Raw genomic sequence first — 24,058 nt, 5'->3', positions numbered from 1 at the left:
CCCTAATGCAACGCGGTTGACGCGCCGTTAAGCCTGTTGTGTCACACAGCGCAGCCGATGACCCGCGTGCTGCATATCCTCGACCATTCGCTGCCGCTGCATTCCGGCTATACCTTCCGCACGCGCGCGATCCTCAAGAGCCTGCAGGCCGCGGGCGTCGAGATACGCGGAATTACCGGCCCGCGCCATATTCGAGGCGGCCCGCCGATCGAGGAGGTCGAGGGGCTGACATTCCACCGCGTGCCGGGCACCCCGTCCAGCCTTCCGGGCCTGCGCGAATGGCGCGAGATCGCGGCACTGCGCGCCGGCATCGAGCGTCTCGCCGCCGACTGGCGCCCCGATATCCTGCATGCGCATTCGCCCGCATTGTGCGGTATGGCCGGCCTGGGCGCCGCACGGCAACTTGGCGTGCCCCTGGTGTATGAGATCCGCGCCTTCTGGGAGGATGCGGCGGTGGGCAATGGAACCGGCAGCGCAGGCTCGCTCAAATATCGCCTGACCCGCGCGCTCGAGGACCGCGTGGTCAAGGGGGCCGATGCAGTGTTCACGATCAGCGAGGGGTTGCGCGGGGACCTTGTCGAGCGCGGACACGACGGAGGTAAACTCGCGCTGTCGCCCAATGGCGTCGACCTTGCCCTGTTCGGCGAACCGCCACCGCGCGACGCTGGGCTGGCGCGGCAGATCGGCATTGGCGAGGGGCCGGTGATCGGCTTCATCGGCAGCTTTTACGACTATGAAGGGCTCGATGACGCCATCGCCGCCATGCCGATGCTGCGCGCACGCCACCCGGACACGCAACTCCTGCTCGTCGGCGGTGGGCCGATGGAGGAGACGCTGCGCGCGCTGGCGGCGGCCTCTGCGGCACGCGATGCGATCATCTTTACCGGCCGCGTTCCGCACAGCGAGGTCGAGCGCTACTATTCGCTGGTCGATGTGCTCGCCTACCCGCGCAAAAAATCGCGGCTGACCGATCTCGTCACGCCGCTCAAGCCGCTCGAGGCCATGGCACAGAGGCGTATCGTCGCCGCGAGCGATGTCGGCGGGCATCGCGAGCTGATTGAGGACGGTGTCACCGGGCTGCTGTTTCCGCCCGACGATCCCGCGGGAATCGCAGAAGCGCTGGCGCGCTTCATCGACGAGAAATACCGCTGGCCCGCGATGCGCGAGGCCGGTCGCTGCCATGTCGCCGAAAACCACGATTGGGCGAGGAACATCGATCGTTATCGGGCCGTTTACCAACATCTGCTAGAAAGTGGCTCTTCAGCGACCGAGTGAGCCGCATGGAACGGGTATTCGAACGAGAAATGACTGCCGCCAAGCGCACAGCGCCGATCAGTAGCCACCCCGCCTTCAAGTGGGGCGTCGGCGCGTGGTTCGCGCTGCTGCTGGGGCTCGGCCTGTTCGTGATGCCGGCCGGTGTGCACCAGCTATTGGCCGAGCGTTTCGGCCTGGCCGGCATTTTGCCCGGCGAATCCGCTGCCCGCCTCGTCCTCTCGATGGGTGCCGCGCTGCTCGGCCTGATGATCGGTCTCGTGCTTGCCATGCGGGTTGCCGCGATCAACGAGGCAAGTGACGAAAGCGACGACGAAGAGGCCGCCGAAACCGCGGGCGTCTGGCTTCAGGACGACAAGGAAGACCCCAGGCCCGCCGACACAGGGGCGGACGCTCCGCGGCGCCCTTTCAACCCGCGCGAAGATTTGCCGGAAGAGGGCATCGGTTCGTTCGAGGGAAGCGCGCGTGGCGGCCTGACCGCCCGCGATGCCGATACCGAAGAAGCCGGTCTCGAGGAGGTCGAAAGCGTTCCCGACGACCCCTATTTCGCCGAGGAATGGGAGGAGCCCATCCACGAGGCCGAGGCCGCGGATGCATGGGAAGACACGCAAGAGCCGGCCTCCCCGGTGGAGGAGCCCGCCGTCCAGACCTCTCCGGACACAGAAGCGAAGAGTTCGCACAGCGCGACGGTGGAGGCTGAGGTGGAAGAAACGCTCGAGCCGGAAAGCGCAGCCAGCCCTCCTTCGCCCGCAGCGCTCGGCGACCTCTCGCTCGAGGAGCTGACCCAGCGTCTCGGCACTGCGCTCGATGCCTTGAAGGCAGGCCCGCCCGAGAATGGAGATGCCGATCCGGTCATCGCCTTCCTGCGCCGGGAAGCGGAGCGCGAAGCTCCCGATCGCGGTTCGGGCGGCGGCTCCGGCGATCCGCAGGCGGATCTGCGCAGCGCGCTCGACAAGCTCAGCCGCGTCGGCAAGCCGAAGTAAGCATACGAATTTCCTCTACGGAAACGCGCGCTCAAGCGTAATTCTTGGCGCTGGAGAAATTTTGCTACGCTTCTCGCAGTTGCAAAATATCGATCCTGTCGGCATTAGGGCCCTTCGCGCAATTTTGCAGGTGCCGCGAAGGGCACCGCTCGACCATGTTCCCGGCCGCCCCGCATCCAGCGAGGCCGGTCGGCGGGCACGAAGGAGGACGCTTCGCCAATGGGACGCACGCCGCCCCACACAACGGGTCTGTACGATCCGCGTAACGAACACGACGCCTGCGGGGTAGGCATGGTCGCGCATATCAAGGGCGCGAAGAGCCATGCGATCGTCACCCAGGCGCTCGAAATCCTCGCCAATCTCGACCATCGCGGCGCGGTCGGCGCCGACCCCCTGCTGGGCGATGGCGCGGGTATTCTGCTGCAAGTGCCCGATCCGCTGTTCCGCAATTGGGCCAAGGAACACGGCCACGACCTGCCGCAGCCGGGCGACTATGCGGTCGCCATGTGCTTCCTCCCGCAGGCGAGCGAGGCGCGCGAATTCGTCGAAAAGCAGCTCGAGCGCTTCGTCGAGAAGGAAGGCCAGCGGGTGGTCGGCTGGCGCGATGTGCCGACCACGCTCGACGGGCTCGGCAAGGCGGTGGTCGATTCGATGCCGGTCATCCGCCAATGCGTCGTCGCGCGCGGGGGCGACTGCGCCGATCAGGACGCCTTCGAGCGCAAGCTCGTCGTCATCCGCAAGCAGACGCTCAACCCGCTCAAGGCGCTCGAGGACAAGCACGGCATCCCGGGCCTGACCACCGCCTATATTCCGAGCTTTTCCAGCCGCACCGTCGTCTACAAGGGCCTGCTGCTCGCCAATCAGGTCGGCAGTTTCTACGACGATTTGCGCGATCCCGACTGTGTCAGCGCATTGGGCCTGGTCCACCAGCGCTTTTCCACCAACACCTTCCCCAGCTGGCGCCTCGCCCACCCCTATCGCTTCATGGCGCATAATGGCGAGATCAATACGGTTCGCGGCAATGTGAACTGGATGGAAGCGCGCCGCCGCACGATGGAAAGCGAGCTGCTCGGCGCCGATCTCGACAAGATGTGGCCGCTGATCCCGCATGGACAGTCGGACACGGCCTGTCTCGACAATGCGCTCGAACTGCTGCTGACCGGCGGATACAGCCTCGCGCATGCGATGATGATGATGATGCCGGAAGCCTGGGCCAAGAACCCGCTGATGGATCCCGCGCGCCGCGCCTTCTACGAATATCACGCCGCGCTGATGGAGCCCTGGGACGGCCCCGCCGCCGTATGCTTCACCGACGGCCGCCAGATCGGCGCCTGCCTCGACCGCAACGGATTGCGGCCCGCGCGCTGGTGCACGACCAAGGACGATCTCGTCGTGCTCGCTTCGGAAAGCGGTGTGTTGCCGTTCAAGGACGAGGACATCACGCGCAAGTGGCGCCTCCAGCCGGGGCGCATGCTGCTGATCGACCTGGATGAAGGCCGTATCGTCGAGGACGAGGAGCTGAAGGCCGATCTCGCCAATGCGCAGCCCTATGAGGAATGGCTCAAGGCGGCGCAGTACAAGCTCAAGGATCTCGACCATATCGAGCCCGAGCTGAGCGAGATTCCCACCGCCACCACCAGCCTGCTCGAACGCCAGCAGGCCTTCGGTTACACGCAGGAGGACATCGCCCGCTTCCTCGGGCCCATGGCGCGCGGGAGCGAAGATCCGATCGGTTCGATGGGCACCGATACGCCGATCGCCGTGCTGTCCGACCGCAGCCGCCTGCTCTACGATTACTTCAAGCAGAACTTCGCGCAGGTCACCAACCCGCCGATCGACCCGATCCGCGAAGATCTGGTGATGAGCCTGCTCTCGATGATCGGCCCGCGCCCCAATCTGCTCGGCCGCGATGCCGGCACGCACAAGCGCCTCGAAGTCAGCCAGCCGATCCTCACCAATGAGGGGCTTGCGAAAATCCGCTCGGTCGAGGCAGCGCTCGACGGCGCCTTCCGTACCGCGACCATCGACATCACCTGGGATGCGAGCACCGGAGCCAAAGGCCTTTCCATGGCGCTGAAGGAAATGTGCTGGGCGGCGACCGAGGCGGTGCTGGGCGATGCCAACATCCTGATCCTTTCCGATCGGAACCAGGGCCCCGACCGCATTCCCATGCCCGCGCTGCTCGCCACCGCGGCCGTCCACCACCAGCTGGTACGCCAGGGCCTGCGCATGCAGACCGGCCTGGTCATCGAAACCGGCGAAGCGCGCGAAGTGCATCACTTCTGCGCATTGGCGGGCTATGGGGCCGAAGGGATCAACCCCTATGTCGCGTTCGAAACGCTGGAGAGCCTGCGCGCCGAACGTTTCGCTGACCTCGATCCGACCGAAGTGCGCCAGAACTACGTCAAGGCGGTCGGCAAGGGCATCCTCAAGGTCATGTCCAAGATGGGCATCTCCACCTACCAGTCCTATTGCGGCGCGCAGATCTTCGATGCGGTCGGCCTGAACAGCGAATTCGTCGACACCTATTTCACCGGCACTGCGACCACGATCGAAGGCATCGGCCTCGCCGAAGTGGCGCAGGAAGCCGTGCTGCGCCACGCGCAAGCCTATGGCGACAATCCCTTGTACAAGGGCATGCTCGATGTCGGCGGCATCTACCAGTACCGCCTGCGCGGCGAAGCGCATGCCTGGACGCCCCAATCGGTGGCGCAATTGCAGCATGCAGTGCGCGGGAACGATGCCAAGAATTACGACGAGTTCGCCCGCTCGATCAACGAGCAGTCCGAACGCCTGCTGACCATCCGCGGGCTGATGGAATTGAAGCCCGCCGAACAGCCGTTGAGCCTCGACGAGGTCGAACCCGCGGTCGAAATCGTCAAGCGTTTCAGCACCGGCGCGATGAGCTTCGGCTCGATCAGCCACGAAGCGCACTCGACGCTCGCCATCGCCATGAACCGCATCGGCGGGCGCTCGAACACGGGTGAAGGCGGCGAGGAGCCCGAACGCTTCCGCGCGCTCGACAATGGCGATTCGATGCGCAGCCGCATCAAGCAGGTCGCCTCGGGACGCTTCGGCGTGACGACCGAATATCTGGTCAATTCGGACGATATCCAGATCAAGATGGCGCAGGGCGCCAAGCCCGGCGAGGGCGGTCAATTGCCCGGCCACAAGGTCGACAAGCGCATCGGCAAGGTGCGCCATTCGACCCCTGGGGTGGGCCTGATCTCGCCCCCGCCGCACCACGACATCTATTCGATCGAGGATCTGGCCCAGCTGATCCACGACCTCAAGAACGTGCAGCCCGAAAGCCGCATTTCGGTCAAGCTGGTGTCCGAAGTGGGTGTGGGCACGGTCGCCGCGGGCGTATCCAAATCGAAAGCCGACCACGTCACCATTTCGGGCTACGAAGGGGGGACGGGCGCGAGCCCGCTGACCAGCCTCACCCATGCAGGCAGCCCCTGGGAGATCGGCCTCGCCGAAACGCAGCAGACGCTGCTGCTCAACGATCTTCGCAGCCGCATCGCGGTGCAGGTCGATGGGGGCCTCAGGACCGGGCGCGATGTCGCGATCGGCGCATTGCTCGGCGCGGACGAATTCGGTTTCGCCACCGCCCCGCTGATCGCGGCGGGGTGCATCATGATGCGCAAATGCCATCTCAACACCTGTCCGGTCGGCGTCGCGACGCAGGACCCGGTGCTGCGCAAGCGTTTCACCGGCACCCCCGAGCATGTCATCAACTACTTCTTCTTCGTCGCCGAAGAGCTGCGCAAGATAATGGCCGAGATGGGCTTTCGCACCGTCGAGGAGATGATCGGCCGCGTGGATCGGGTCGACATGCGCCGCGTCGAGCGCCACTGGAAGGCGCATGGGGTCGATTTGAAACGCATCCTCCATGCCGTCCCGCGCGAAGAAGGCCGGGCGCTCCATCACACCGCAAGCCAGGATCATGGCCTAGCCGCGGCCATGGATGTCGCGCTGATCGAAGCCTGCAAGCCGGCGATAGAGAGCGGTCAGGCGGTCCAGCTTTCGCGAACGATCCGCAATGTGAACCGCACTGTCGGCGCGATGCTGTCCGGCCGGATCGCAGAGACGCATGGCCATGCTGGCCTCGCACCCGACACGATCCGGATCGATTTCACCGGCGTTGCCGGGCAGAGCTTCGGTGCCTGGCTCGCCCACGGCGTCACCATCAGCCTGACTGGCGATGCCAACGATTATGTCGGCAAGGGATTGTCGGGCGGTCGCATCATCGTGCGCCAGCCGAAGGAAGCGCCGCGCGCGCCCGGGAACAACATCATCGTCGGCAATACGGTGCTCTATGGCGCGATTGCGGGCGAGGCCTATTTCCATGGCGTGGCGGGCGAGCGCTTCGCGGTGCGCAACTCGGGCGCGGTCGCGGTGGTCGAGGGCACCGGCGATCACGGCTGCGAATACATGACCGGCGGCGTGGTCTGCGTGCTCGGCCCGACGGGCCGCAATTTCGCCGCCGGGATGAGCGGCGGCATCGCCTATGTCTATGATCCCGAGAATCGCTTCGAAAAGCTGTGCAACCATGCGCAGGTGGATGTTCTGGACGTCCAGCCCGGCGACGGCGAAGGCGCCGAAAAGAGCTGGGGCAGCCCGCAGCAACGCCCCGTCTCGGTCGAGAATTTCGGCATGGGCGATCCGCTCTATCACGATGCCGAACGGCTCAAGGTACTCGTCGAGCGCCACCTGCTGCATACCGGCTCGGCCAAGGCCAAGGCGCTGCTCGACGATTGGGCGAAGGAACTCAAGAACTTCCGCAAGGTGATGCCGCGCGACTACAAGCGCGCCCTGGAAGCACTCGAAGACGAACGCGAACAGGCCGCGATGGAAGCGGCGGAATGATCGATTTCGACCTCCCCATTCACTCCCGCGAAGGCGGGGATCCCACTTCTTCTTTCAACGTTCCCGCGCAGCCTGGCGGGACCCCCGCCTGCGCGGGGGCTTCGGCCGAATCGGAGATTTGACCTCGTGGGCAAGGAAACCGGCTTTCTAGAATACGAGCGGCACGACCGCACCTATCTCGACCCGAAGGAGCGAGTGGCGAATTACAAGGAATTCGTCGTTCCGCTGCCCGAGGACGAGCTGCGCCGCCAGGCCGCGCGCTGCATGAATTGCGGCATTCCCTATTGTCACACCGGCTGTCCGGTGAACAACATCATCCCGGACTGGAACCACCTCGTCTACGAAGACGACTGGAAGAACGCGCTCGACGTTCTCCACTCGACCAACAATTTCCCCGAATTCACCGGCCGCGTCTGCCCCGCACCGTGCGAGGCGGCCTGCACGCTCAACATCGTGGACTCGCCGGTCACGATCAAAAGCATCGAATGCGCGATCATCGATCGCGGCTTTGCCGAAGGCTGGGTCAAGCCCGAGCTGCCCGAGAAACGCACCGGGAAATCGGTCGCGGTGATCGGGAGCGGCCCGGCCGGCCTCGCCTGCGCACAACAGCTCGCCCGGGCCGGCCACGCGGTAACCGTGTTCGAGAAGAGCGACCGGATCGGCGGGCTGCTGCGCTACGGCATTCCCGACTTCAAGATGGAAAAACACCTCATCAATCGGCGCGCGGTGCAGATGGAAGCCGAGGGCGTCCAGTTCCGCACATCGAGCGAGGTCGGGGTGGAGGTCAGCTTCCAGGCGCTGCAGGAGAATTTCGACGCGGTGGTTCTGGCGGGCGGCGCGGAAGAAGCGCGCATGCTCGACATTCCCGGCTCGGAGCTCGACGGCGTGCGCCTGGCGATGGAGTTCCTGACCCAGCAGAACAAGCGCAATGCAGGCGACGACGAGGTTCGCGCGGCCCCGCGCGGGAGCCTGACGGCCACGGGCAAGCACGTGATCGTGATCGGCGGCGGCGACACGGGCAGCGATTGTGTCGGTACATCGAACCGCCAGGGCGCGGCCAGCGTGACGCAGCTCGAGATCATGCCCAAACCGCCCGAGAAGGAAGACAAGGCGCTGACCTGGCCCGACTGGCCACTGAAGCTGCGCACCTCCTCGAGCCACGAAGAAGGGGTCGAGCGCGACTGGGCCGTTCTGACCAAGCGCGTGGTCGAGGAAAATGGCGACGTCGCCGGGCTCGAATGCGTGCGCGTCGAATGGAAGGACGGGCGCATGCAGGAGATCGAGGGCAGCACTTTCACGCTGAAGGCCGATCTCATCCTGCTGGCGATGGGCTTCACCGGGCCCAAGCGCCGGGGCCTGCTCGACCGCGCGGGTGTCGATCTCGACACACGCGGCAATGTCGCGGCGGATACCGACTGGTACCTCACCAGCGAGCCCAACGTCTTTACCTGCGGCGACATGCGCCGCGGGCAGAGCCTGGTAGTCTGGGCGATCCGCGAGGGGCGCCAATGCGCCCATGCGGTCGACAAGGCGCTGATGGGCACGAGCGAGCTGCCGCGTTAGGCGGGTAGGCGCTCCTCCAGCGCAGCGAGGAAGGCCGCGCTGTCGTCGATCCGTAGGGCAACCCGCACGATCTCCTGCTCGGCCCCGATCAACGGCCGGACGATGATCGCCCGATCCAGTTCGAGCATGGCATTGGGCCATGAAAGGACCGCGTGGTTAAGCGTGTCTTTCGCCTTCACCTGCTCGGCATCGAAGCTCGGCACCACGCCCGCAATCGCGGCGTAGGGCACCAATACGTCGACCATAATGCCGCTGCGCACCCGCAGGCCTTCGTCGGTCAACAACACCGGATGCAGGCGGAAACCCTGCGCGAGACCGATGATCCACAGCCCACTCGCAATGCCGAGGCCGAACCAGATCCACGCGACGGTCGCGTTCCATTGCATCAGCAGGAAATGCATCACCGCAAGCTCGATCGCCTGCAAGGCGAGAAAGACATAGATCATCGGCAACAGAAAACGGTGATAGTCGAACGCCTGCGCGCCTTTCGGAATATCCTGCCCGCACCGCCAGCCCAGCAAGGCGAGCCGCATGATCCGCGCTTCCGCGCTCATGAATCGAACCAGTCCTGGCGGGAAGACGAGCGCGGCGGCTTCTTCGCGCGATGCGCCTGCTGCCAATGCCCGAACGACGACGGTGCCGCTCCAGATCGCGAAGAGCGTGACCGTCAGCGCCGCCGCCGCAAGCAGGGGCGGCATCGAGAGGATCGCCGCGCGAACAGGCTCGGCCGCACCGGCCAGGATGATAATGCTGGCGAGCGCGGCGGCGCCGAGCATTGCGCGCGCGCCGGGCCGTCGCTTTTCTGCCTTGGCGATCGTCGCCAGCAGCAGGCTGTCGGCCACGATCCAGGCGAAGAGCAGCGCCGCCAGCACCGCATTGGCCGCGGCCCAATCCGTATGGGTCATGGCGCGGGCGAGCGCGATGGCGAGGATGGGAAGGACGATCGGCGCGAGGCCGGTCAGACGGGCGGACAGCTGCCGTTCCATGACGTCTCGATAGCTCGGCGAGCGTGATTTCGGAAGCGCCAAACATTCACCGGTTGTTTCGCCGAATGCATCATCGCTGCGTGCGGCCACGCGCCTGCACGGCGGCTCGGCGCGCTTCGACTTCCTCCGGACTGACTGCGCTGTTGGCGGCAGAGGACAGCCGGTGTTCGAGCGCCAGCCCCTCGCCGAAACTGGCGGCGTAGCCCTCGTCGATCAGCCGCTTGTAGGTGGCGAGGAAATCTGGGTCGACGCTTGCCATATCGGCGGCGAGGCGGCGCGCTTCGGGCAGCAGCTCTTCGGGCGTAACCACGCGGTTGACCAGCCCCCAGCGCTCGGCGGTTGGCGCATCGAGGAAATTGCCGGTGAAGCTCAGCTCCTTGGCGCGCGAAATCCCGACCATCCGGCTGAGCTTTTGCGACAGGCCCCAGCCCGGCACGATGCCCACGCGCGCATGGGTATCGGCAAAGCGCGCATGGGTGCTGGCGACCAGCACGTCGCAGGCCAGCGCCAGTTCGAACCCGCCGGTGATCGCCACCCCGTTGATCGCGCCGATCACGGGCTTTCGGCAGTGTTCGATCGCCTTGACCGGGTTTTCCTCCGCGCCTTCGGCATTGGCCGCACCCAGCGCGCCCTCTTGCGATCCCAATTCCTTCAGATCCAATCCGGCGGTAAGAGCCCGCTCGCCCGCACCGGTGAGGATCACTGCCCGCACGGCGTCGTCCACATCGAGCGCGGTCATCACCTCGAACAGCCGGTGTCGCAGTGCTTTCGACAGCGCATTCATCGCTTCGGGTCGGTTGAGGGTGACGGTGGCGATCCCGTCGGCGATCTCGGTCAGGATGAGGTCGGTCATGCGCGATAGCCTAGCCGATGGGTTGCGCCTTGCAATCGTCCTCCCACTCGGCATGAGTGGGCAGGAGAGGAGAGACGAGCATGGCATTCAAACCCTTCGACCTCACCGGCAAGGTGGCAGTGGTGACCGGCGGCAATGGCGGGATCGGGCTGGGCATGGCCGAAGGGCTGGCGGCGGCCGGCGCGGATATCGCGATCTGGGGCCGCAATGCGGACAAGAACGCCGCCGCGCTCGAGAAGCTGAAGGCCCATGGCACGCGGGTCGAGGGGCTGGCGGTCGACGTTGCCGACGAACAGGCCGTGATCGACGCCATGGCCGAGAGCCTGTCGCGCCTCGGGCGGATCGATACCTGCATCGCCAATGCCGGTGTGGGCGGCGGCGCGCCGCTGACCGAGCAGACCACCGAGGCCTGGCGCAAGGTCACCACGGTCAATCTCGACGCTGTGTTCTGGACCTTTCGCGAGGCGGCCAAGCACATGGTCGAGCGTGCAGAGGGCGGCGACAAGGGTGGCTCGCTGCTCGTCACCTCATCGGTCTCGGCGATCCACGGCGCGCCGCAGAACCAGGCCTATGCCGCGACCAAGGCCGGGGTCCTCGCGATGGTGCGCGGTACGGCGGTCGAACTCGCCCGCCATGGCATCCGCGCCAATGCGGTGCTGCCCGGCTGGATCGCCACCGAAATGACCGAGCGGCTGCAGAATTGGGACGCCTTCAACGAAAAGGCGATCGGCCGCGTGCCCATGCGCCGCTGGGGCGAGGGCGAGGATTTCGCCGGCATCGCGGTCTATTTCGCCAGCGATGCCAGCAAGTTTCACACCGGCGATTCGGTGGTGATCGACGGCGGCTATTCGATTTTTTGAGCTAGAGACCGCGCAATCGCGGCGAAACGTTCGAATGTTGCCGCACCGCTTGGACCTTGCCCGCACGGTCCCGTTCGAAGAGGACCTCGTGCCGCTCGTCGCCCTTGTCGGTGACGACCCGGAAACGATCCTCGCCGAGCGGCTTGAGGCGCCACATGCCCTTCGCCGGCTCGTTTGCATCGGGCGATAGCCAGGTCAGCCCGCCGGCCCAGGGAATGATCATGTAATCCGCGCCCCACGGCTGGCCGCCATAGACCCCGGCATAATCGGAAAGCGACACGCCCTCGACCGGATCGAAAGGTTTGGCCTCGCCCCGCGCCTTGACGAGCGCTGCGATGCCGCGCGCGACAGTGCCCGGATCGTCCATCGCATTCATCGCCACGGCCACGCCCATTTCCTCTTTCGGCGCGATCATCAGCGCGCTGCGATAGCCCGGGCACGACCCGCCATGGCTGACGATCGTCGTGCCGCCTTCCTGCCGCACCGCGAACCCCAGCCCCCAGCTGGTTTCCCAGTCGGGCGAGACGTAATGGACGCGCTGCATCTCGCGCAGCGTCGAGGCACGCAGCACTTCGGCTTCGCCGCTCTTGGCCAGCCGCAGGGTCCAGCCGGCGAATTTGGCGAGGTCTGCCACGCTGGCGCTGAACCCGGCAGCCGGCGTGATTCCCGCAGGATCGAACAGTGCGACCTGCGGGCGCGAGCCGTCGGGCTCGAGCGCGCCCCAGCCGACGGCCATCTGCCCGCCGTAAAGACCGGTGGGGATTCCGGGCCGCGTATCGTCGAGACCGAGCGGATCGAGGATATTGGCCGTGACATAGTCGGCGAAGGGCTGACCGCTGACCGCCTCGACCGTCTCGCCCACCAGCGTCAGACCGAGATTGGAGTATTGCCAGGTGGTGGAGGCGGGATAGAGCGGGACCTGGCTGGCGATTTTCGCGCGGATCTGGTCCTGGCTCGGAAAGGGAAAATCGGGCCCGGTCCAATAGGGAAAATCCGCTTCGCGCGGCAGTCCGGCCGAATGGGTCAGCGCCCCGCGCAGCGTTACCGGCACGCTTTCGCGCGGATCGTCTGCGAGCGTCGCCCAGGGCAGGTATTCGGAGATCGGCGCATCGAGCGCGACCTTGCCCTGCTCCCATTGCTGCATCAGCGCGATCGCGGTGAAGAGCTTGGATATCGAGCAGATCGAATAGATCGTATCGGGCGTGGCAGGCTTGGTCTTCGCGCGGTCGGTCGTTCCGAAGCCCTGCGCCCAGACGGTTTCGTCACCCCGCGCGACCGCCGCCGAAATTGCGGGGATCTTGCGAAACTGTCGCTGTCCTTCGATCCAGAGTTCGGCCGCGCGCATCGCCTCGGCCAGCGCCTCGGCCTTGGCTGCTTCGTCGCTTGCCGTCGTGCCGTCCGCCACCTCGGCATGGTGTTCGCCGCCGCTGCGCGCGTCCGCCGGGACCACCATTGCGAGTACCGCCAGCGCCGCGCCTGCCTTGAAAACCGCTTTCACGAGCTTCTCCCCCTTTAACGTTCGCGCTGCAAACTGGCATAGCGCCCTGCGTCTGCAAAGCCGCTTAACCGGCGCTCGCACATTTGAGGCAGGTCGCGATACTCGGATCGTGGGCGAGCCGCCGTTCGGCGATCTGCTCTCCGCAGACGGTGCACCAGCCCCATTCGCCTTGGTCGAGCCGGGCGAGTGCAGCGGCGATCCGGTTACGCTCTGCCTTGCGGCGGCGCTCGGTCGCCTGCGCCATCGCCTGCTGTTGCATCGCATCCATGCGCGACAGACGCCCGACGCTGTCCTGCTGCAATTCGACCGTATCGCGCGAGTCCGCATTGGCCGCATCCTCGGCTTCGAGTTCGGCGCGGCGCGCGAGCAGGCGGGTGCGGGCCTCGTCCTCTCTCATGTAAGCATTTTCCTACAGGGACCTGCGCATGGCAAGTAGCGGGCATGCCGGACCGCCAACCCTTCGCCCGAGACCTGCCGCCAACGGAAAGTCACAGGCCGTATGCGCGACGGGGCGGCAACCCGCCGGAAAGCAAGGGCTTTTGCGGAAAGTCTCGCTTTCCAGCGGCGGCGTTCGTGTCACACTTCCCAGTCGATCGAGCCGCGCCCGTTCTCAGCGAGAAAGGCGTTGGTGCGGCTGAACGGCCTCGACCCGAAAAAGCCGCGATGCGCCGACAGCGGGCTGGGGTGCGGGCTTTCGATCACGCAGTGCCGCCCGCTGCGCAACCCATCGATCCGTTTCGCCTTGGCCTGCGCATGGCTGCCCCACAGGATGAACACGCTGGGTTCGGATCGCGCCGCCACCGCCGCCACGCAGGCATCGGTAATCGCGTCCCAGCCGCGCCCGGCATGGCTGCCTGCCCGCCCCGCCTCGACCGTCAGCGTATTGTTGAGCAAGAGCACGCCCTGGCGCGCCCATTCGCTCAAATCGCCATGGTCGGGTCGCGCAATCCCAAGATCGGCTTCGAGTTCCTTGTAGATATTGACCAGGCTTGGCGGGACCCTCACGCCTTCGGGCACTGCAAAGCACAGCCCCATCGCCTGGCCCGGCCCGTGATAGGGATCCTGCCCCAGGATCACCACCTTGACCTCGTCCAGCGGGGTCAGGTCGAGCGCCTTCAATCGGCACCCGCGCGGCGGATAGATCGCCTTGCCCGCCCGTTCTTCCGCCACGAGATACCCGCCGAGCTGCCGCGCCTGGGGAGTTGCGAGCACCGGTTCGAGCACGGGCTGCCAGCTTTGGGGGACGCTTTCGGTCATGATGCGATTGTAGCCGGGACCGGGCGGTGGGCCAGCACCCCTTCCCTACAATCCCCAATCGGCCTAAGGCGCTGGCCCATGGCAGTGCATTTCCACGAAGAAGACCTTCCCGAAGGCGTCCTCGCCGATGGCCCGGTGGCCGTCGACACCGAAACCATGGGCCTCGTCACCATCCGCGACCGGCTGTGCGTCGTGCAGATCAGCGATGGCAAGGGCGACGAGCACCTCGTGCGCTTCGGCCCCGAGAGCACCTATGACGCACCCAATCTGAAGGCGGTGCTGGCCGATCCGGAGCGGCTCAAGCTGTTTCATTTCGCGCGCTTCGACCTCGCCGCGATCGAGCATTATCTCGGCGTGATGGCGACGCCGTGCTATTGTACCAAGATCGCCAGCAAGCTGACCCGCACCTATACCGATCGCCATGGCCTCAAGATGCTGGTCGAGGAATTGCTGGGCGAGAGCATTTCGAAAGCCCAGCAGTCGAGCGACTGGGGCGGACCCGAGCTGAACGAGGCACAGCGCGAATATGCCGCGAGCGACGTGCGCTTCCTCCACCGGATGAAGGACGAACTCGACCGCAGGCTCGACCGCGAAGGGCGCACCGATCTGGCGCAGGCCTGTTTCGAATTCCTCCCCACCCGCGCGCGGCTGGACGTGGCAGGATGGGCCGACCACGATATCTTCAGCCATATGTAAGGACCGACCGGACAGGTAACACCCATGGCATCCCGGCATCGCAGGATCGAAACGGCACAGGCCAAGGAACGGCGGCACGAACGCCAGCACTGGGCCGAGCCGGGCGGGACGCATGACCGGCTGGTGGGGTTGCTCGCGCGCGCGCTGCCGATGGCAGTCGGGGTGCTCGCCGCGCTGATGGTCATCACGCCGCTCAGTCCGCGCGGCGAGGTGAGCTTTCTGCTCGATCGCAACAAGGTGGCGATCATCGAGGAGCGCCTGCGCGTCGACAACGCGCTCTACCGCGGGGCGGACGACCAGGGGCGTCCCTTTTCGCTGACCGCTGGCGAGGCGGTACAGCGCTCCAGTTCCGAGGGCATCGTGCGGATGAACGATCTGGTTGCGCGGCTGCTGCTCGACGATGGGCCCGCGCGCCTTTCCGCCGAGGCGGGCCAATACGATATCGACGAGGAGGTCGTCTCGATCATCGGGCCCATGCGGATGCTGGCGGCGGACGGCTATCGCATGCTGGCGCGCGACGTCTCGGTCGATCTCGCCAACAAGCAGCTCGTCGGCGCGGGCGGGGTCGACGGCGCGATCCCCGCCGGGACCTTTCGCGCCGACCGCTTGACCGCCGATCTGTCGGCGCGCACCATAACCCTGACCGGAAATGCGCGGCTGCGCATGGTACCCGGTGAATTGAGGATGCCGTAATGAAGCACCTGCTCCCCACCATCGCCCGTTGGGGCATCGGCTCCTTCGCCGTCACCGCGGCCGCCTTTGCCGGGATACAGCTTTCCGCGCAGGCGATCGCCGGGCACAATTCCAACGCGCCGGTCTCCTATGCCGCCGACCGGATCGAGCTGCAGGACAGGCAAAACCGCGTGGTGCTGTCGGGTAATGTTCAGATCAGCCAGGCCGGGCTCAACCTCAGCGCGGCGCGCACGATCGTGAACTATTCCGACGCGGGCGATCTCTCCATCCAGCGGATCATGGCGACCGGAGGGGTGAACGTGTCACGCGGCAACGAGCGCGCACGCGGCGATACGGCAGTCTACGACTTCAATCGGCGGATCATCACCATGGCGGGCAATGTCCGGCTCCGCCGCGGCGGCGATACGCTCAATGGCGGGCGGCTGGTGATCGATCTGGCGACCGGCGTTTCGAGCGTCGACGGGCGCGCCAGCGGGTCCTCCTCGGTCACCGGCGAGGGCGAGTCGGGCGGCCGCGTGACAGGAACCTTCTCGGTCCCCGAGAACTGATCCGCGCCTAGCGGGATCGCGCCCCGGCGACCTTGGCGATATCGGCGAGACCCTGCGCGAGGAGCAGTTCGGCCGCCTGGCTGTTGGTCAGCAGTTCGCGGTGCAGGCCGACGAGCCGCTGCGTCAGCCGGTCGAGCTTGTCGCCGTGCCGCCAGTGCGCAAACTGCTGGCCGATGTCGCGCTTCTCCTTGAAGAAGATGCCCAGCCGCGCCTCCTCGCCCCGATCGAGATCGCCAAAGGGGCGCGAGCCGAGCGTGGCCGCGATCCGCGCCAGCTGCGCCGCGCGCCGTTCGAAGGCGAGCAGCACGCCGACGGGGTTGAGGCCGAGCTGCTTCATCCGCGCCAGTTCCACGCCGACCTTGGCCGCCTGCCCGCCCATGACGGCGTTGACCAGCGGCGCGAAGCCATCATCCTCGCTCGCCGCGCCGATCGCATCGAGGTCCTCGGCAGTCGCGGTCTGCGGGCTCTGCGCCGAGGCGTCGAGATAGAGCGCCAGCTTGTCGACCTCGCTCTTCGCGAGCCGCACATCGAGATTGGCCGCCCGCGCGATCCGTTCGGCGAGGTCACCGCCCAGCCGGACGCCCGCCCCGTCGGCCAGCGCGCGCACGCTGCGCGTCACCGATTGCAAGTCGGGCGGATAGAACATCGCGACCAGCGCATCCTTGCGCTTTTCCAGCAGCTTGGCGCTGCGCGACTTGTCGGTCGCGGAGGTCGCGACCACGATCACGGGGCAGGCCTCGCCCGCGCCCGCCTCGCCGGTCTCGACCAGCACCTTCAACGCCTCGAGCGCCTCTTCGCCGCTCGCACGCACCCAGATATGGCGCTTGTCGCCGAACAGCGAATTGGTCCGCGCCTCGTCGCCCAGCTTCGCGGGGTCGCCGCGCAGTTCGGCGCCCGACAGCTCGACGCGCTCGCCTGGGTCGGGGAGCCAGCTGGCGAGCTCGTTCGCCGCTGCGGTCGCCCCAGCCTCGTTCTGCCCGCAAAAGAAGAAGATCGAGCAGCCCTGCGCGGCGCCACGCGCCTTGGCCGCAAAATCGCGATTGGTGAGCTTCACTGCTCTCCGTCGCCCTGGCTGCGCAGCGCCAGCGCGACGCGCGTCACGATCCGCTGGGCGAGGTCCTGCGAGAGGTTCTCGAGCGCGGTCTGCTCGGCGGCGATGACTGCATACTCGCTCGACACCACGTCGATCCCTGCGTCCGAGCCATCGCTCGCATCGAGGACGATCTCGCCGCTCGACAGGTCGATCAGCTGGTAGCGCGCGCGGAGCGTGCGGCGCTCGCGGCTGATCGTGTCGTCGCGCAGGACGGCCAGGCCTTCGAGCTGATCGTCGAGCCGCACTTCGATGCGATATTGCGGGCTCGTCTGTCCCGCCGCGCCGAAGCGTTCCTCGAGCGCGCTACGCACCAGCCATCCCGCGCGGCCTTCGATCGGTGCAACGTCGATCGCGGCGAGCGACTGCGCCACCGCGCCGCTGCCGCCCCCCGCATACATGGGCGAGAGCCCGCAGGCCGACAGCGCGAACAGGGCGAAGCTGGCGAGGAGAATCCGCATCAGGTGACGATATTCACCAATCTGTCGGGCACCACAATGACCTTGCGCACTTCTGCCCCGTCGAGCGAACGCTGCACCTTCTCGCTGGCCAGCGCCATCGCCTCGAGCTCCTCCTTCGGCGCGCCCTTGGGCGCGGTCAGCGTATCGCGCAGCTTGCCCCTGTGCTGGACCGCGATGGTCACCTCATCCTCGACCAGCAGCGCGGGATCGACTTCGGGCCAGGCGGCATCGGCGACCATTCCGCTCTCGCCCAGCGTCGCCCAGGCTTCCTCGGCGAGATGCGGCATCATCGGGGCGACGAGCTGGACCAGCGTGCGGATCGCATGACTACGGCTGGTCGAGGGCTTGGCCTTCTCGACCGCGCCCGTCAGCTCGTAAATGCGCGCGACGGCCTTGTTGAAGCCCAGCGCCTCGATGTCCTGTGCGACTGCCGCGATGGTCTGGTGCGTCTTGCGCGCCAGTGCCTTGTCTTCGCCTTCTGCCCCGGCGTCATAGGCACCGAACAGGCGCCACAACCGGTGGACGAAGCGACTGCAGCCCTCGATCCCCGCTTCCGACCACGGCAGGTCGCGCTCGGGCGGGCTGTCGGACAGCATGAACCAGCGCACCGCGTCGGCGCCATAAGTGTCGACGATCGTATCGGGGTCGACGACATTCTTCTTCGACTTCGACATCTTGATGACGCGGCCGATCTCGACCTCGCCGCCATCGGCGGTCAGCAGCGCGCGCTCGGCCTCGCGACTGATCTCGTCGGGCGCGTAATACACAGTCTTTCCGCCCTCGCGGCGCGAATAGGTCTCGTGCGTGACCATGCCCTGCGTGAACAGCGAGGCGAAGGGTTCCTTGACGTCGAGCATGCCGATCTGCGCGAGCGCGCGGGTCCAGAAACGGGCATAGAGCAGGTGAAGGATCGCATGCTCGATCCCGCCGATATACTGCTCGACCGGCAGCCATTTGGCAACTTCCTCGCGGTCGAAGGGCCTGTCCGCCGGCTGGCTGGCAAAGCGCAGGAAGTACCACGAGCTGTTGGTGAAGGTGTCGAGCGTGTCGGTTTCGCGCTCGGCCTTGCCGCCGCATTTGGGGCAGTCGACGTGTTTCCAGGTCGGATGGCGCAGAAGCGGATTGCCCGGCGTCTGGAAATCGACGTCCTTGGGCAGCGTGATCGGCAGGCTGTCCTTGGGCGCGGGCACCACGCCGCAGCTCTCGCAATGGATGAAGGGGATGGGCGTGCCCCAATAGCGCTGGCGCGAAACGCCCCAGTCGCGCAGCCGCCAGACGGTCTTGCCTTCGCCCCGGCCCTGTTCCTCGATGCGGCGGATGATCTCACGCTTGGCGTCCTCGACCTCCATTCCATCGAGGAAATCGGAATTGACGATCACGCCTTCCCCCGCCTCGGCTTCGCCGTCGAACGGTTTGTCCGCGTCATCCACGCTGGGTGCAACCACACGCGGGATCGGCAGGCCGTATTTGGTGGCGAATTCGAAGTCGCGCTGGTCGTGGCCCGGCACGGCCATGATCGCACCGGTGCCGTAATCCATCAGCACAAAATTGGCGATGTAGACGGGCAGGTCGGCGCCGGTGAATGGGTGTTTGGCGGTGATACCGGTATCAAAGCCGAGCTTCTCCGCTGTCTCCAATTCGGCAGCGGTCGTGCCGCCCTTCTTGCACTCTGCAATGAAGGCCTTGGCTTCTTCGCTGTCGAGCGACTGCGCCACCGGATGGTCGGCGGCAACGGCGACGAAGCTCGCGCCGAAAATCGTGTCGGGGCGCGTAGTATAGACCGGCAGCCTCTCGCCGTTCGAGAGGTCGAAGGCGAACTCGAGCCCCTTGGATTTGCCGATCCAGTTTTCCTGCATCAGCTTGACCTTGTCGGGCCAGTTGTCGAGGCTGCCGAGACCTTCGAGCAGCTCCTCGGCGAAATCGGTGATCTTGAGGAACCACTGGTTGAGTTTGCGCTTCTCGACTTCCGCGCCCGAACGCCAACCCTTGCCGTCGATCACCTGCTCGTTGGCGAGCACGGTCATGTCGACCGGATCCCAGTTGACCTCTGATTCCTTGCGATAGACGAGGCCTGCCTCGTAGAGATCGATAAACAGCGCCTGTTCGTGGCCGTAATAGTCGGGCTCGCAGGTCGCCAGTTCTCTGGACCAGTCGAGCGCGAAGCCGAGGCGCTTCAGCTGCGCCTTCATGTGTTCGATATTGTCGCGCGTCCAACCGCCCGGATGGACGCCCTTTTCCATCGCGGCATTCTCCGCCGGCATGCCGAAAGCGTCCCAGCCCATCGGGTGCAACACTTCATGCCCTCTGGCCTTCTTGTAGCGCGCCAGAACGTCGCCCATCGTGTAGTTGCGCACGTGGCCGATATGGATGCGCCCCGAGGGATAGGGAAACATCTCGAGCACGTAGCTCTTGGGCTTTTCGGAATCGCTGTCGGCGCGGAAAGTCTGCGCCTTTTCCCAGGCGGCCTGCCAGCGTGCATCGGCCGAAGCCGGGTCGAAACGGGTATCGCTGCTCATAGGCAGCCGCGTTTACGGATTTTGGAAGCGATGGGAAGGCGCTTTTCGAGCAGCGCCCGCCGCAGATCAGCTCACCGCTTCGCGGCGCAGCTCGCGCGCCTTGGTGAGGATGATGTCTTCGAGCCTTTGCACGGTTGCCGCCTGTACCGGCGCATCCACCCACGTGCCGTTCTGATTGACCTGGCGGCTGGCCGCCACGCGCAGCGCATCGGCGCGCAGGTCGGAATCGAGGATGGTGACGGTCATCTTGACCCGCTCGCCCGGATTGCTCGGGTTGGCGTACCAGTCGGTCACGATCACGCCGCCATTGCTGTCGACCTGCAGCAGCGGAGCGAAGCTGACCGCATCGAGCGCGGCGCGCCAGAGGTAGGAATTGACGCCGATCGTGGTGACCTGCGCTGCTGCGAGATCCGCCTCGGGACGCTCGCGACCGCCACACGCCGCAATGCCGAGCGATGCTGCAATCGCGACGGCGATGGTTGCTGGGCGGCGAAGATTTGCGAAAGCGCTCATGTCGGTCCTTGGTATCCTGCAGGGGTCTTGGCTCTATACTGCCTGCTCGCAGCGGAGCAAGGCAAAGGGCCATTCGCCCCGCACACACCCCTTTTCGGGTGAATACGCGCTTAATCCGCCAGCGGGGGCGGTTGGCTCCGGCAAGTGCTTGTGGAAACTGCGCAACACTTTTCGCCAATTGCGGCCGCAGCCTGTGGAAAAGCTGGTCAACCGATCAGGGAGTGCTAGTCTGATCGATGACAGGCAGGGACTCGGCAGCCTGCCCGGCAGGAGTCAGGAACCATTCACCGGCTTTCTGGCTTAAGAGTCCACGGTGAGAAGGAAAATCGGTTCGCGATGACACGTCCGGTCAAGAGTCAGGGTAAGGCGCGGTTCGTTCCCGCGGCGCTGGCTGCTGCCGGGCTCGCGCTGACCATTCCTGCGGCCGGTCTTGCCGTCGTCCAGACCAGCGCTGCGGCGGAGCTTCCGGAAACCGTTTCCTACCTTCCGTTCACTCCCGCCAAGGTCGACACGCAGCTCGCTGCGCGCGTCGCCGCCCTGATCGGCGAAGACGGCCTGCGTTTCACCCCGGCCAGCAAGTCGGCCCTCAACAAGGATCGTTCGGTCACTGTCGCGGTTCGGGTCAACGATGCCACGGCGCGGGCGATTTCGGTTCGTAGCGCGGTGGATTCGGTCGGCACCGCCAATTCCGGCGAGCGTATCCTCGCCATCAGCCCGACCAGCTACAATCTCGGCGTTGCGCGCGGCTATCAGAGCTTCGCCCAGCCCACCCGCCAGACCAATGTTTCGATCGGCCTGCGCGACATGGGCATGCCCGATCTGTCGACCTTCGCGCCCGATACCGACGAGAAGCCGGAGAAGCCGGGTCGCTTCGGCTCGCGCCTCTCGCTCGAAAACGAAGACAGGGCCGGCCGGTCTCCGCGCACCTTCGAAGGCTCGGGCAACCAGAGCGTCGATCTCAGCACCTCCTATCGCGTGGTCGGCAGTCTCAATCTGACCGCCGGGGTCCGCCTGTCGAAGGACAACAACCGTCTGGCACCGCTCACCGACGGGGTCGAAGACGATCAGGCCGTCTACGTCGGCACCCGCGTCAGCTTCTAAGACATATCCCGAGAATACGGTTGCGTCGGCGCCCCTTGCGGCGTTTTGGCTTGGCGCGTCTCGCCTTCATGTCCTAAGCCTGTGCCGACGCTACGGAAAGCTTGGGAGAATAGACTATGTCACGAGTTGCCATCGTAACCGGGGGCACGCGCGGAATCGGTCGCGCCATTTGCGAACGGCTGCGTGACGAACGCGGTTTTACGGTCATCGCGAATTACGCCGGCAATGACGATGCGGCGAAAAAATTCACCGAAGAAACCGGCATTGCGACGACCAAGTTCGATGTCGGCGACTACAACGCCGTGCAGGATGCCTGCGGTAAGGTCGCGGAGGAGCACGGCCCTATCGAGGTGGTGGTCAACAATGCCGGCATCACGCGCGACGGCACGCTGCTCAAGATGAGCTACGAGGATTGGGACGCGGTCATGCGCACCAATCTGGGCGGGTGCTTCAACATGGCGAAGGCGACCTTTGCCGGCATGAAAGAACGCGGCTGGGGCCGCATCATCAACATCGGTTCGATCAACGGCCAGGCGGGGCAGTACGGGCAGGTCAATTACGCCGCGGCGAAGAGCGGTATCCACGGCTTCACCAAGGCGCTGGCGCAGGAAGGCGCGCGCTTCGGGATCACCGTGAACGCCATCGCTCCCGGCTACATCGACACCGACATGGTCGCCGCCGTACCCGAGCCGGTCCTCGAGAAGATCGTCGCCAAGATCCCCGTCGGTCGCCTCGGCAAGGCCAGCGAAATCGCCCGCGGCGTGAGCTTCCTCGCGTCCGAACATGCCGAATTCGTCACCGGCTCGACGATGAGCATCAACGGCGGCCAGCATATGTATTGACGGCAGCCGGGCACCTGCGCTGCGCGGGCGCCTGCGGTTGCCTTACTCGACCAGAATGCCGACGACTTTCCACGCTCCATCTTCCTGCTGGAGCGTGACCGTCTCGATGACCTCGTCCGTGCGGTTCGCGTAACGTGCGGTGAAGTGGACCTCCTGATAGCCGTATGGCGGCGCGTTGAGATAGCGGACCGCGCGCAGTTCGCGCGAGACAAGTGCGCCGAGTGGGGCTTGCACCTGCTGTGCGGCGCTCGCCCAGCCCGACACGGTGTTGACATCGCGAAAGGCCTTGCCTGCCGCATCGAAACTGGCCTGCCAGTCCTGCGCATCGGTCAGGGCAAGCCAATCTCGCGCGGCCGCGACCACGGTCGCATCGCTCGCGGGCACGTCCACTGGCACCTCCTGCCGTATGGGTTCGTGAAAGTGCGAAGCGAGAATAAGCCCGGCGGCAAACACAGTCATCATGGCGAGAACTCCTGCAAGGATGCGGCGGTTCGATCTTGCTGCCGCTTCCCGTCCTTCCTCGCTCGCTGGAGTCCCGGTGGCGTCCCCCAATTCGTCGTAGACAGAAAAATCGGGGGTGGCGCGCTCATGCTCCCAGACCAGCCGCGCGGCCTCGCGGCTGCTGGTCACCGCGAGCTTGCGCCGCGCGGCGCGAAGGCGTTCATTGATCGTATGCACCGAAAGCGCGAGCTCGCCCGCCATCGACTTCGCGTCATGGCCGCGAACCATCAGGCGCAGCGTCTCCTTCTCCTTTTCGGTCAGGTCGGCGTAGCCTTCGGGCCTGGTGGTGCGCGCTTCTGCCATGGACATCGCAGGGCTAGGCTGCGGACGGTGTGCCGGCCACCCCGAAAAATTCGTATCCGGAAGCTGCAAATATACCGATCGACGCACTTCGTCGATTGGGGGGTTCAGTTTGCGGATTCGCGGGGCTAGGAGCGCGCGCGATGCACATGCCCCCCTACCACCCCCCGAAAAAGTATTCCGTCCGGATCGACGGACACCGCACCTCGATCAGCCTCGAACCCCTGTTCTGGGAAAAGCTCTGCACGGCCGCCACCGTGCGCGGGCAGTCGATCAATGCGCTGGTGGCCGAGATCGATGCCGAGCGTATCCGCGCCGAGACCCCGCCGGGCCTCGCGGGTGCGATCCGGATCTGGCTGGTCACGCACGAAAAGAGCGGCTGGATCGCTCCAGCCGCCCATCCGGACAGTCAGACTGTCTGATCAGTATTTCGCGGTCGCATCGCTCGCGGGGAAGGTCTCGTCGAGCGCTTCGTCGGTCGCGCTCATCGTGTCGCCTTCGGTCGCGGTCGCAGCCGCCCCCGCGTCGCGGAACTGGCCCTCGGGCTGGCCGTCGGCAAAGGCCACGCCGTTCCTGTCGATACGGTTCTTCTCGTAATAGCGATAGCCGGCGTAGCCGAGACCGCCGAGCACAAGCATCTTGAGTAACATATG

22 protein-coding genes are annotated in these 24,058 nt (G+C 65.8%); 11 read left to right on the top strand and 11 right to left on the bottom strand.

Annotated elements, in window-relative coordinates:
* The first annotated feature begins 57 nt into the window (after window positions 1–57).
* From ACQY4G_RS05970 to ACQY4G_RS05955, 4 genes are all read left to right on the top strand, one after another.
* A complete protein-coding gene (locus ACQY4G_RS05970; RefSeq protein ID WP_421989451.1) occupies window positions 58–1,275 on the top strand; it encodes a TIGR04063 family PEP-CTERM/XrtA system glycosyltransferase in 1,218 nt (405 codons plus the stop codon).
* A gap of 5 nt (window positions 1,276–1,280) precedes the next feature.
* The gene (locus ACQY4G_RS05965; RefSeq protein WP_421989449.1) at window positions 1,281–2,255 is read left to right on the top strand and encodes a hypothetical protein; all 975 of its coding nucleotides are present in this window, start codon (window positions 1,281–1,283) and stop codon (window positions 2,253–2,255) included.
* Window positions 2,256–2,474: 219 nt separating this feature from the next.
* Window positions 2,475–7,127: a glutamate synthase large subunit gene (gltB, locus tag ACQY4G_RS05960; protein ID WP_425061724.1), complete on the top strand. Its 4,653-nt coding sequence runs from the start codon at window positions 2,475–2,477 to the stop codon at window positions 7,125–7,127.
* Window positions 7,128–7,253: 126 nt separating this feature from the next.
* Window positions 7,254–8,690, top strand: a complete 1,437-nt coding sequence (locus ACQY4G_RS05955) for a glutamate synthase subunit beta (protein WP_421989447.1) — start codon at window positions 7,254–7,256, stop codon at window positions 8,688–8,690.
* On the opposite strand, the gene ACQY4G_RS05950 is transcribed toward ACQY4G_RS05955, so the two are convergent.
* On the bottom strand, window positions 8,687–9,676 hold the full coding sequence (locus ACQY4G_RS05950) for a hypothetical protein (protein ID WP_421989445.1): 990 nt from the start codon (window positions 9,674–9,676) through the stop codon (window positions 8,687–8,689). The two genes, ACQY4G_RS05955 and ACQY4G_RS05950, sit on opposite strands and share 4 nt — an antisense overlap.
* Before the next feature lie 70 nt (window positions 9,677–9,746).
* Complete coding sequence (locus tag ACQY4G_RS05945; protein ID WP_421989443.1) at window positions 9,747–10,529, bottom strand: enoyl-CoA hydratase; 783 nt, start codon at window positions 10,527–10,529, stop codon at window positions 9,747–9,749.
* Window positions 10,530–10,609: 80 nt separating this feature from the next.
* On the opposite strand from ACQY4G_RS05945, the gene ACQY4G_RS05940 reads away from it, so the two are divergent.
* The gene (locus ACQY4G_RS05940; RefSeq protein ID WP_421989441.1) at window positions 10,610–11,389 is read left to right on the top strand and encodes an SDR family NAD(P)-dependent oxidoreductase; all 780 of its coding nucleotides are present in this window, start codon (window positions 10,610–10,612) and stop codon (window positions 11,387–11,389) included.
* Window position 11,390: 1 nt separating this feature from the next.
* Here the strand turns inward: ACQY4G_RS05940 and ACQY4G_RS05935 are convergent, their stop codons facing one another.
* The 3 genes from ACQY4G_RS05935 to ung form a co-directional block, all read right to left on the bottom strand.
* Entirely contained in the window at window positions 11,391–12,887 is a 1,497-nt protein-coding gene (locus ACQY4G_RS05935) for a serine hydrolase domain-containing protein (RefSeq protein ID WP_421989439.1), read from the bottom strand.
* Window positions 12,888–12,951: 64 nt separating this feature from the next.
* Window positions 12,952–13,284: a TraR/DksA family transcriptional regulator gene (locus tag ACQY4G_RS05930; protein ID WP_421989437.1), complete on the bottom strand. Its 333-nt coding sequence runs from the start codon at window positions 13,282–13,284 to the stop codon at window positions 12,952–12,954.
* Window positions 13,285–13,463: 179 nt separating this feature from the next.
* The gene (gene ung, locus ACQY4G_RS05925; protein ID WP_421989435.1) at window positions 13,464–14,144 is read right to left on the bottom strand and encodes a uracil-DNA glycosylase; all 681 of its coding nucleotides are present in this window, start codon (window positions 14,142–14,144) and stop codon (window positions 13,464–13,466) included.
* Between the two features lie 78 nt (window positions 14,145–14,222).
* Here ung and ACQY4G_RS05920 point away from each other — a divergent pair, with 78 nt between their 5' ends.
* The 3 genes from ACQY4G_RS05920 to ACQY4G_RS05910 are packed head-to-tail and all read left to right on the top strand — an operon-like array spanning window position 14,223 to window position 16,081.
* A complete protein-coding gene (locus ACQY4G_RS05920) occupies window positions 14,223–14,840 on the top strand; it encodes a ribonuclease D (protein WP_067692479.1) in 618 nt (205 codons plus the stop codon).
* Window positions 14,841–14,864: 24 nt separating this feature from the next.
* On the top strand, window positions 14,865–15,533 hold the full coding sequence (gene lptC, locus ACQY4G_RS05915; protein WP_067692477.1) for an LPS export ABC transporter periplasmic protein LptC: 669 nt from the start codon (window positions 14,865–14,867) through the stop codon (window positions 15,531–15,533).
* Window positions 15,533–16,081, top strand: coding sequence for an LptA/OstA family protein (locus ACQY4G_RS05910; protein WP_067692474.1), 549 nt, complete (start codon window positions 15,533–15,535; stop codon window positions 16,079–16,081). Before lptC ends, ACQY4G_RS05910 begins: the two co-directional genes overlap by 1 nt.
* 7 nt (window positions 16,082–16,088) lie before the next feature.
* On the opposite strand, the gene holA is transcribed toward ACQY4G_RS05910, so the two are convergent.
* From holA to ACQY4G_RS05890, 4 genes are all read right to left on the bottom strand, one after another.
* Entirely contained in the window at window positions 16,089–17,135 is a 1,047-nt protein-coding gene (gene holA, locus ACQY4G_RS05905; RefSeq protein ID WP_421989433.1) for a DNA polymerase III subunit delta, read from the bottom strand.
* Entirely contained in the window at window positions 17,132–17,632 is a 501-nt protein-coding gene (lptE, locus tag ACQY4G_RS05900; protein ID WP_421989431.1) for an LPS assembly lipoprotein LptE, read from the bottom strand. The genes holA and lptE overlap by 4 nt, the downstream gene beginning before the upstream one ends.
* Window positions 17,632–20,148 carry a leucine--tRNA ligase gene (leuS, locus tag ACQY4G_RS05895; protein WP_421989429.1) on the bottom strand — a complete coding sequence of 839 codons (2,517 nt, stop codon included), beginning with the start codon at window positions 20,146–20,148 and terminating at the stop codon, window positions 17,632–17,634. Before leuS ends, lptE begins: the two co-directional genes overlap by 1 nt.
* A 66-nt stretch (window positions 20,149–20,214) precedes the next feature.
* On the bottom strand, window positions 20,215–20,661 hold the full coding sequence (locus tag ACQY4G_RS05890) for a DUF3576 domain-containing protein (RefSeq protein WP_421989427.1): 447 nt from the start codon (window positions 20,659–20,661) through the stop codon (window positions 20,215–20,217).
* 336 nt (window positions 20,662–20,997) lie between these two features.
* On the opposite strand from ACQY4G_RS05890, the gene ACQY4G_RS05885 reads away from it, so the two are divergent.
* Both ACQY4G_RS05885 and phbB read left to right on the top strand, forming a co-directional pair.
* Window positions 20,998–21,762, top strand: a complete 765-nt coding sequence (locus ACQY4G_RS05885; RefSeq protein ID WP_067692457.1) for a hypothetical protein — start codon at window positions 20,998–21,000, stop codon at window positions 21,760–21,762.
* Window positions 21,763–21,878: 116 nt separating this feature from the next.
* Window positions 21,879–22,604 carry an acetoacetyl-CoA reductase gene (gene phbB / locus ACQY4G_RS05880; RefSeq protein WP_421989425.1) on the top strand — a complete coding sequence of 242 codons (726 nt, stop codon included), beginning with the start codon at window positions 21,879–21,881 and terminating at the stop codon, window positions 22,602–22,604.
* 42 nt (window positions 22,605–22,646) lie between these two features.
* Here phbB and ACQY4G_RS05875 read toward each other — a convergent pair whose 3' ends face one another.
* Window positions 22,647–23,408: a DUF4019 domain-containing protein gene (locus ACQY4G_RS05875; protein WP_421989423.1), complete on the bottom strand. Its 762-nt coding sequence runs from the start codon at window positions 23,406–23,408 to the stop codon at window positions 22,647–22,649.
* A gap of 140 nt (window positions 23,409–23,548) precedes the next feature.
* Here ACQY4G_RS05875 and ACQY4G_RS05870 point away from each other — a divergent pair, with 140 nt between their 5' ends.
* Window positions 23,549–23,827, top strand: coding sequence for a ribbon-helix-helix domain-containing protein (locus tag ACQY4G_RS05870; RefSeq protein WP_369815365.1), 279 nt, complete (start codon window positions 23,549–23,551; stop codon window positions 23,825–23,827).
* Here the strand turns inward: ACQY4G_RS05870 and ACQY4G_RS05865 are convergent, their stop codons facing one another.
* The gene (locus tag ACQY4G_RS05865) at window positions 23,828–24,055 is read right to left on the bottom strand and encodes a hypothetical protein (protein ID WP_067692451.1); all 228 of its coding nucleotides are present in this window, start codon (window positions 24,053–24,055) and stop codon (window positions 23,828–23,830) included.
* Window positions 24,056–24,058 lie beyond the last annotated feature (3 nt).

It is taken from the genome of Qipengyuania sp. (assembly GCF_965277845.1).
Classification (GTDB): Bacteria; Pseudomonadota; Alphaproteobacteria; order Sphingomonadales; family Sphingomonadaceae; genus Qipengyuania.
This window is presented reverse-complemented; position numbering and strand designations above follow the sequence as displayed.

What these genes read in the sequence shown, in the direction of transcription:
- ACQY4G_RS05885 (WP_067692457.1), top strand. Translation starts at nt 20,998, where the DNA reads ATGACACGTCCGGTCAAGAGTCAGGGTAAGGCGCGGTTCGTTCCCGCG.
- ACQY4G_RS05910 (WP_067692474.1), top strand. Translation starts at nt 15,533, where the DNA reads ATGAAGCACCTGCTCCCCACCATCGCCCGTTGGGGCATCGGCTCCTTC.
- ACQY4G_RS05865 (WP_067692451.1), bottom strand. Translation starts at nt 24,055, where the DNA reads ATGTTACTCAAGATGCTTGTGCTCGGCGGTCTCGGCTACGCCGGCTAT.
- ACQY4G_RS05890 (WP_421989427.1), bottom strand. Translation starts at nt 20,661, where the DNA reads ATGAGCGCTTTCGCAAATCTTCGCCGCCCAGCAACCATCGCCGTCGCG.
- ACQY4G_RS05950 (WP_421989445.1), bottom strand. Translation starts at nt 9,676, where the DNA reads ATGGAACGGCAGCTGTCCGCCCGTCTGACCGGCCTCGCGCCGATCGTC.
- ACQY4G_RS05870 (WP_369815365.1), top strand. Translation starts at nt 23,549, where the DNA reads ATGCACATGCCCCCCTACCACCCCCCGAAAAAGTATTCCGTCCGGATC.
- ACQY4G_RS05875 (WP_421989423.1), bottom strand. Translation starts at nt 23,408, where the DNA reads ATGGCAGAAGCGCGCACCACCAGGCCCGAAGGCTACGCCGACCTGACC.
- ACQY4G_RS05965 (WP_421989449.1), top strand. Translation starts at nt 1,281, where the DNA reads ATGGAACGGGTATTCGAACGAGAAATGACTGCCGCCAAGCGCACAGCG.
- lptE (WP_421989431.1), bottom strand. Translation starts at nt 17,632, where the DNA reads ATGCGGATTCTCCTCGCCAGCTTCGCCCTGTTCGCGCTGTCGGCCTGC.
- ung (WP_421989435.1), bottom strand. Translation starts at nt 14,144, where the DNA reads ATGACCGAAAGCGTCCCCCAAAGCTGGCAGCCCGTGCTCGAACCGGTG.
- gltB (WP_425061724.1), top strand. Translation starts at nt 2,475, where the DNA reads ATGGGACGCACGCCGCCCCACACAACGGGTCTGTACGATCCGCGTAAC.
- ACQY4G_RS05945 (WP_421989443.1), bottom strand. Translation starts at nt 10,529, where the DNA reads ATGACCGACCTCATCCTGACCGAGATCGCCGACGGGATCGCCACCGTC.
- leuS (WP_421989429.1), bottom strand. Translation starts at nt 20,148, where the DNA reads ATGAGCAGCGATACCCGTTTCGACCCGGCTTCGGCCGATGCACGCTGG.
- lptC (WP_067692477.1), top strand. Translation starts at nt 14,865, where the DNA reads ATGGCATCCCGGCATCGCAGGATCGAAACGGCACAGGCCAAGGAACGG.
- phbB (WP_421989425.1), top strand. Translation starts at nt 21,879, where the DNA reads ATGTCACGAGTTGCCATCGTAACCGGGGGCACGCGCGGAATCGGTCGC.
- ACQY4G_RS05970 (WP_421989451.1), top strand. Translation starts at nt 58, where the DNA reads ATGACCCGCGTGCTGCATATCCTCGACCATTCGCTGCCGCTGCATTCC.
- ACQY4G_RS05930 (WP_421989437.1), bottom strand. Translation starts at nt 13,284, where the DNA reads ATGAGAGAGGACGAGGCCCGCACCCGCCTGCTCGCGCGCCGCGCCGAA.
- ACQY4G_RS05920 (WP_067692479.1), top strand. Translation starts at nt 14,223, where the DNA reads ATGGCAGTGCATTTCCACGAAGAAGACCTTCCCGAAGGCGTCCTCGCC.
- ACQY4G_RS05940 (WP_421989441.1), top strand. Translation starts at nt 10,610, where the DNA reads ATGGCATTCAAACCCTTCGACCTCACCGGCAAGGTGGCAGTGGTGACC.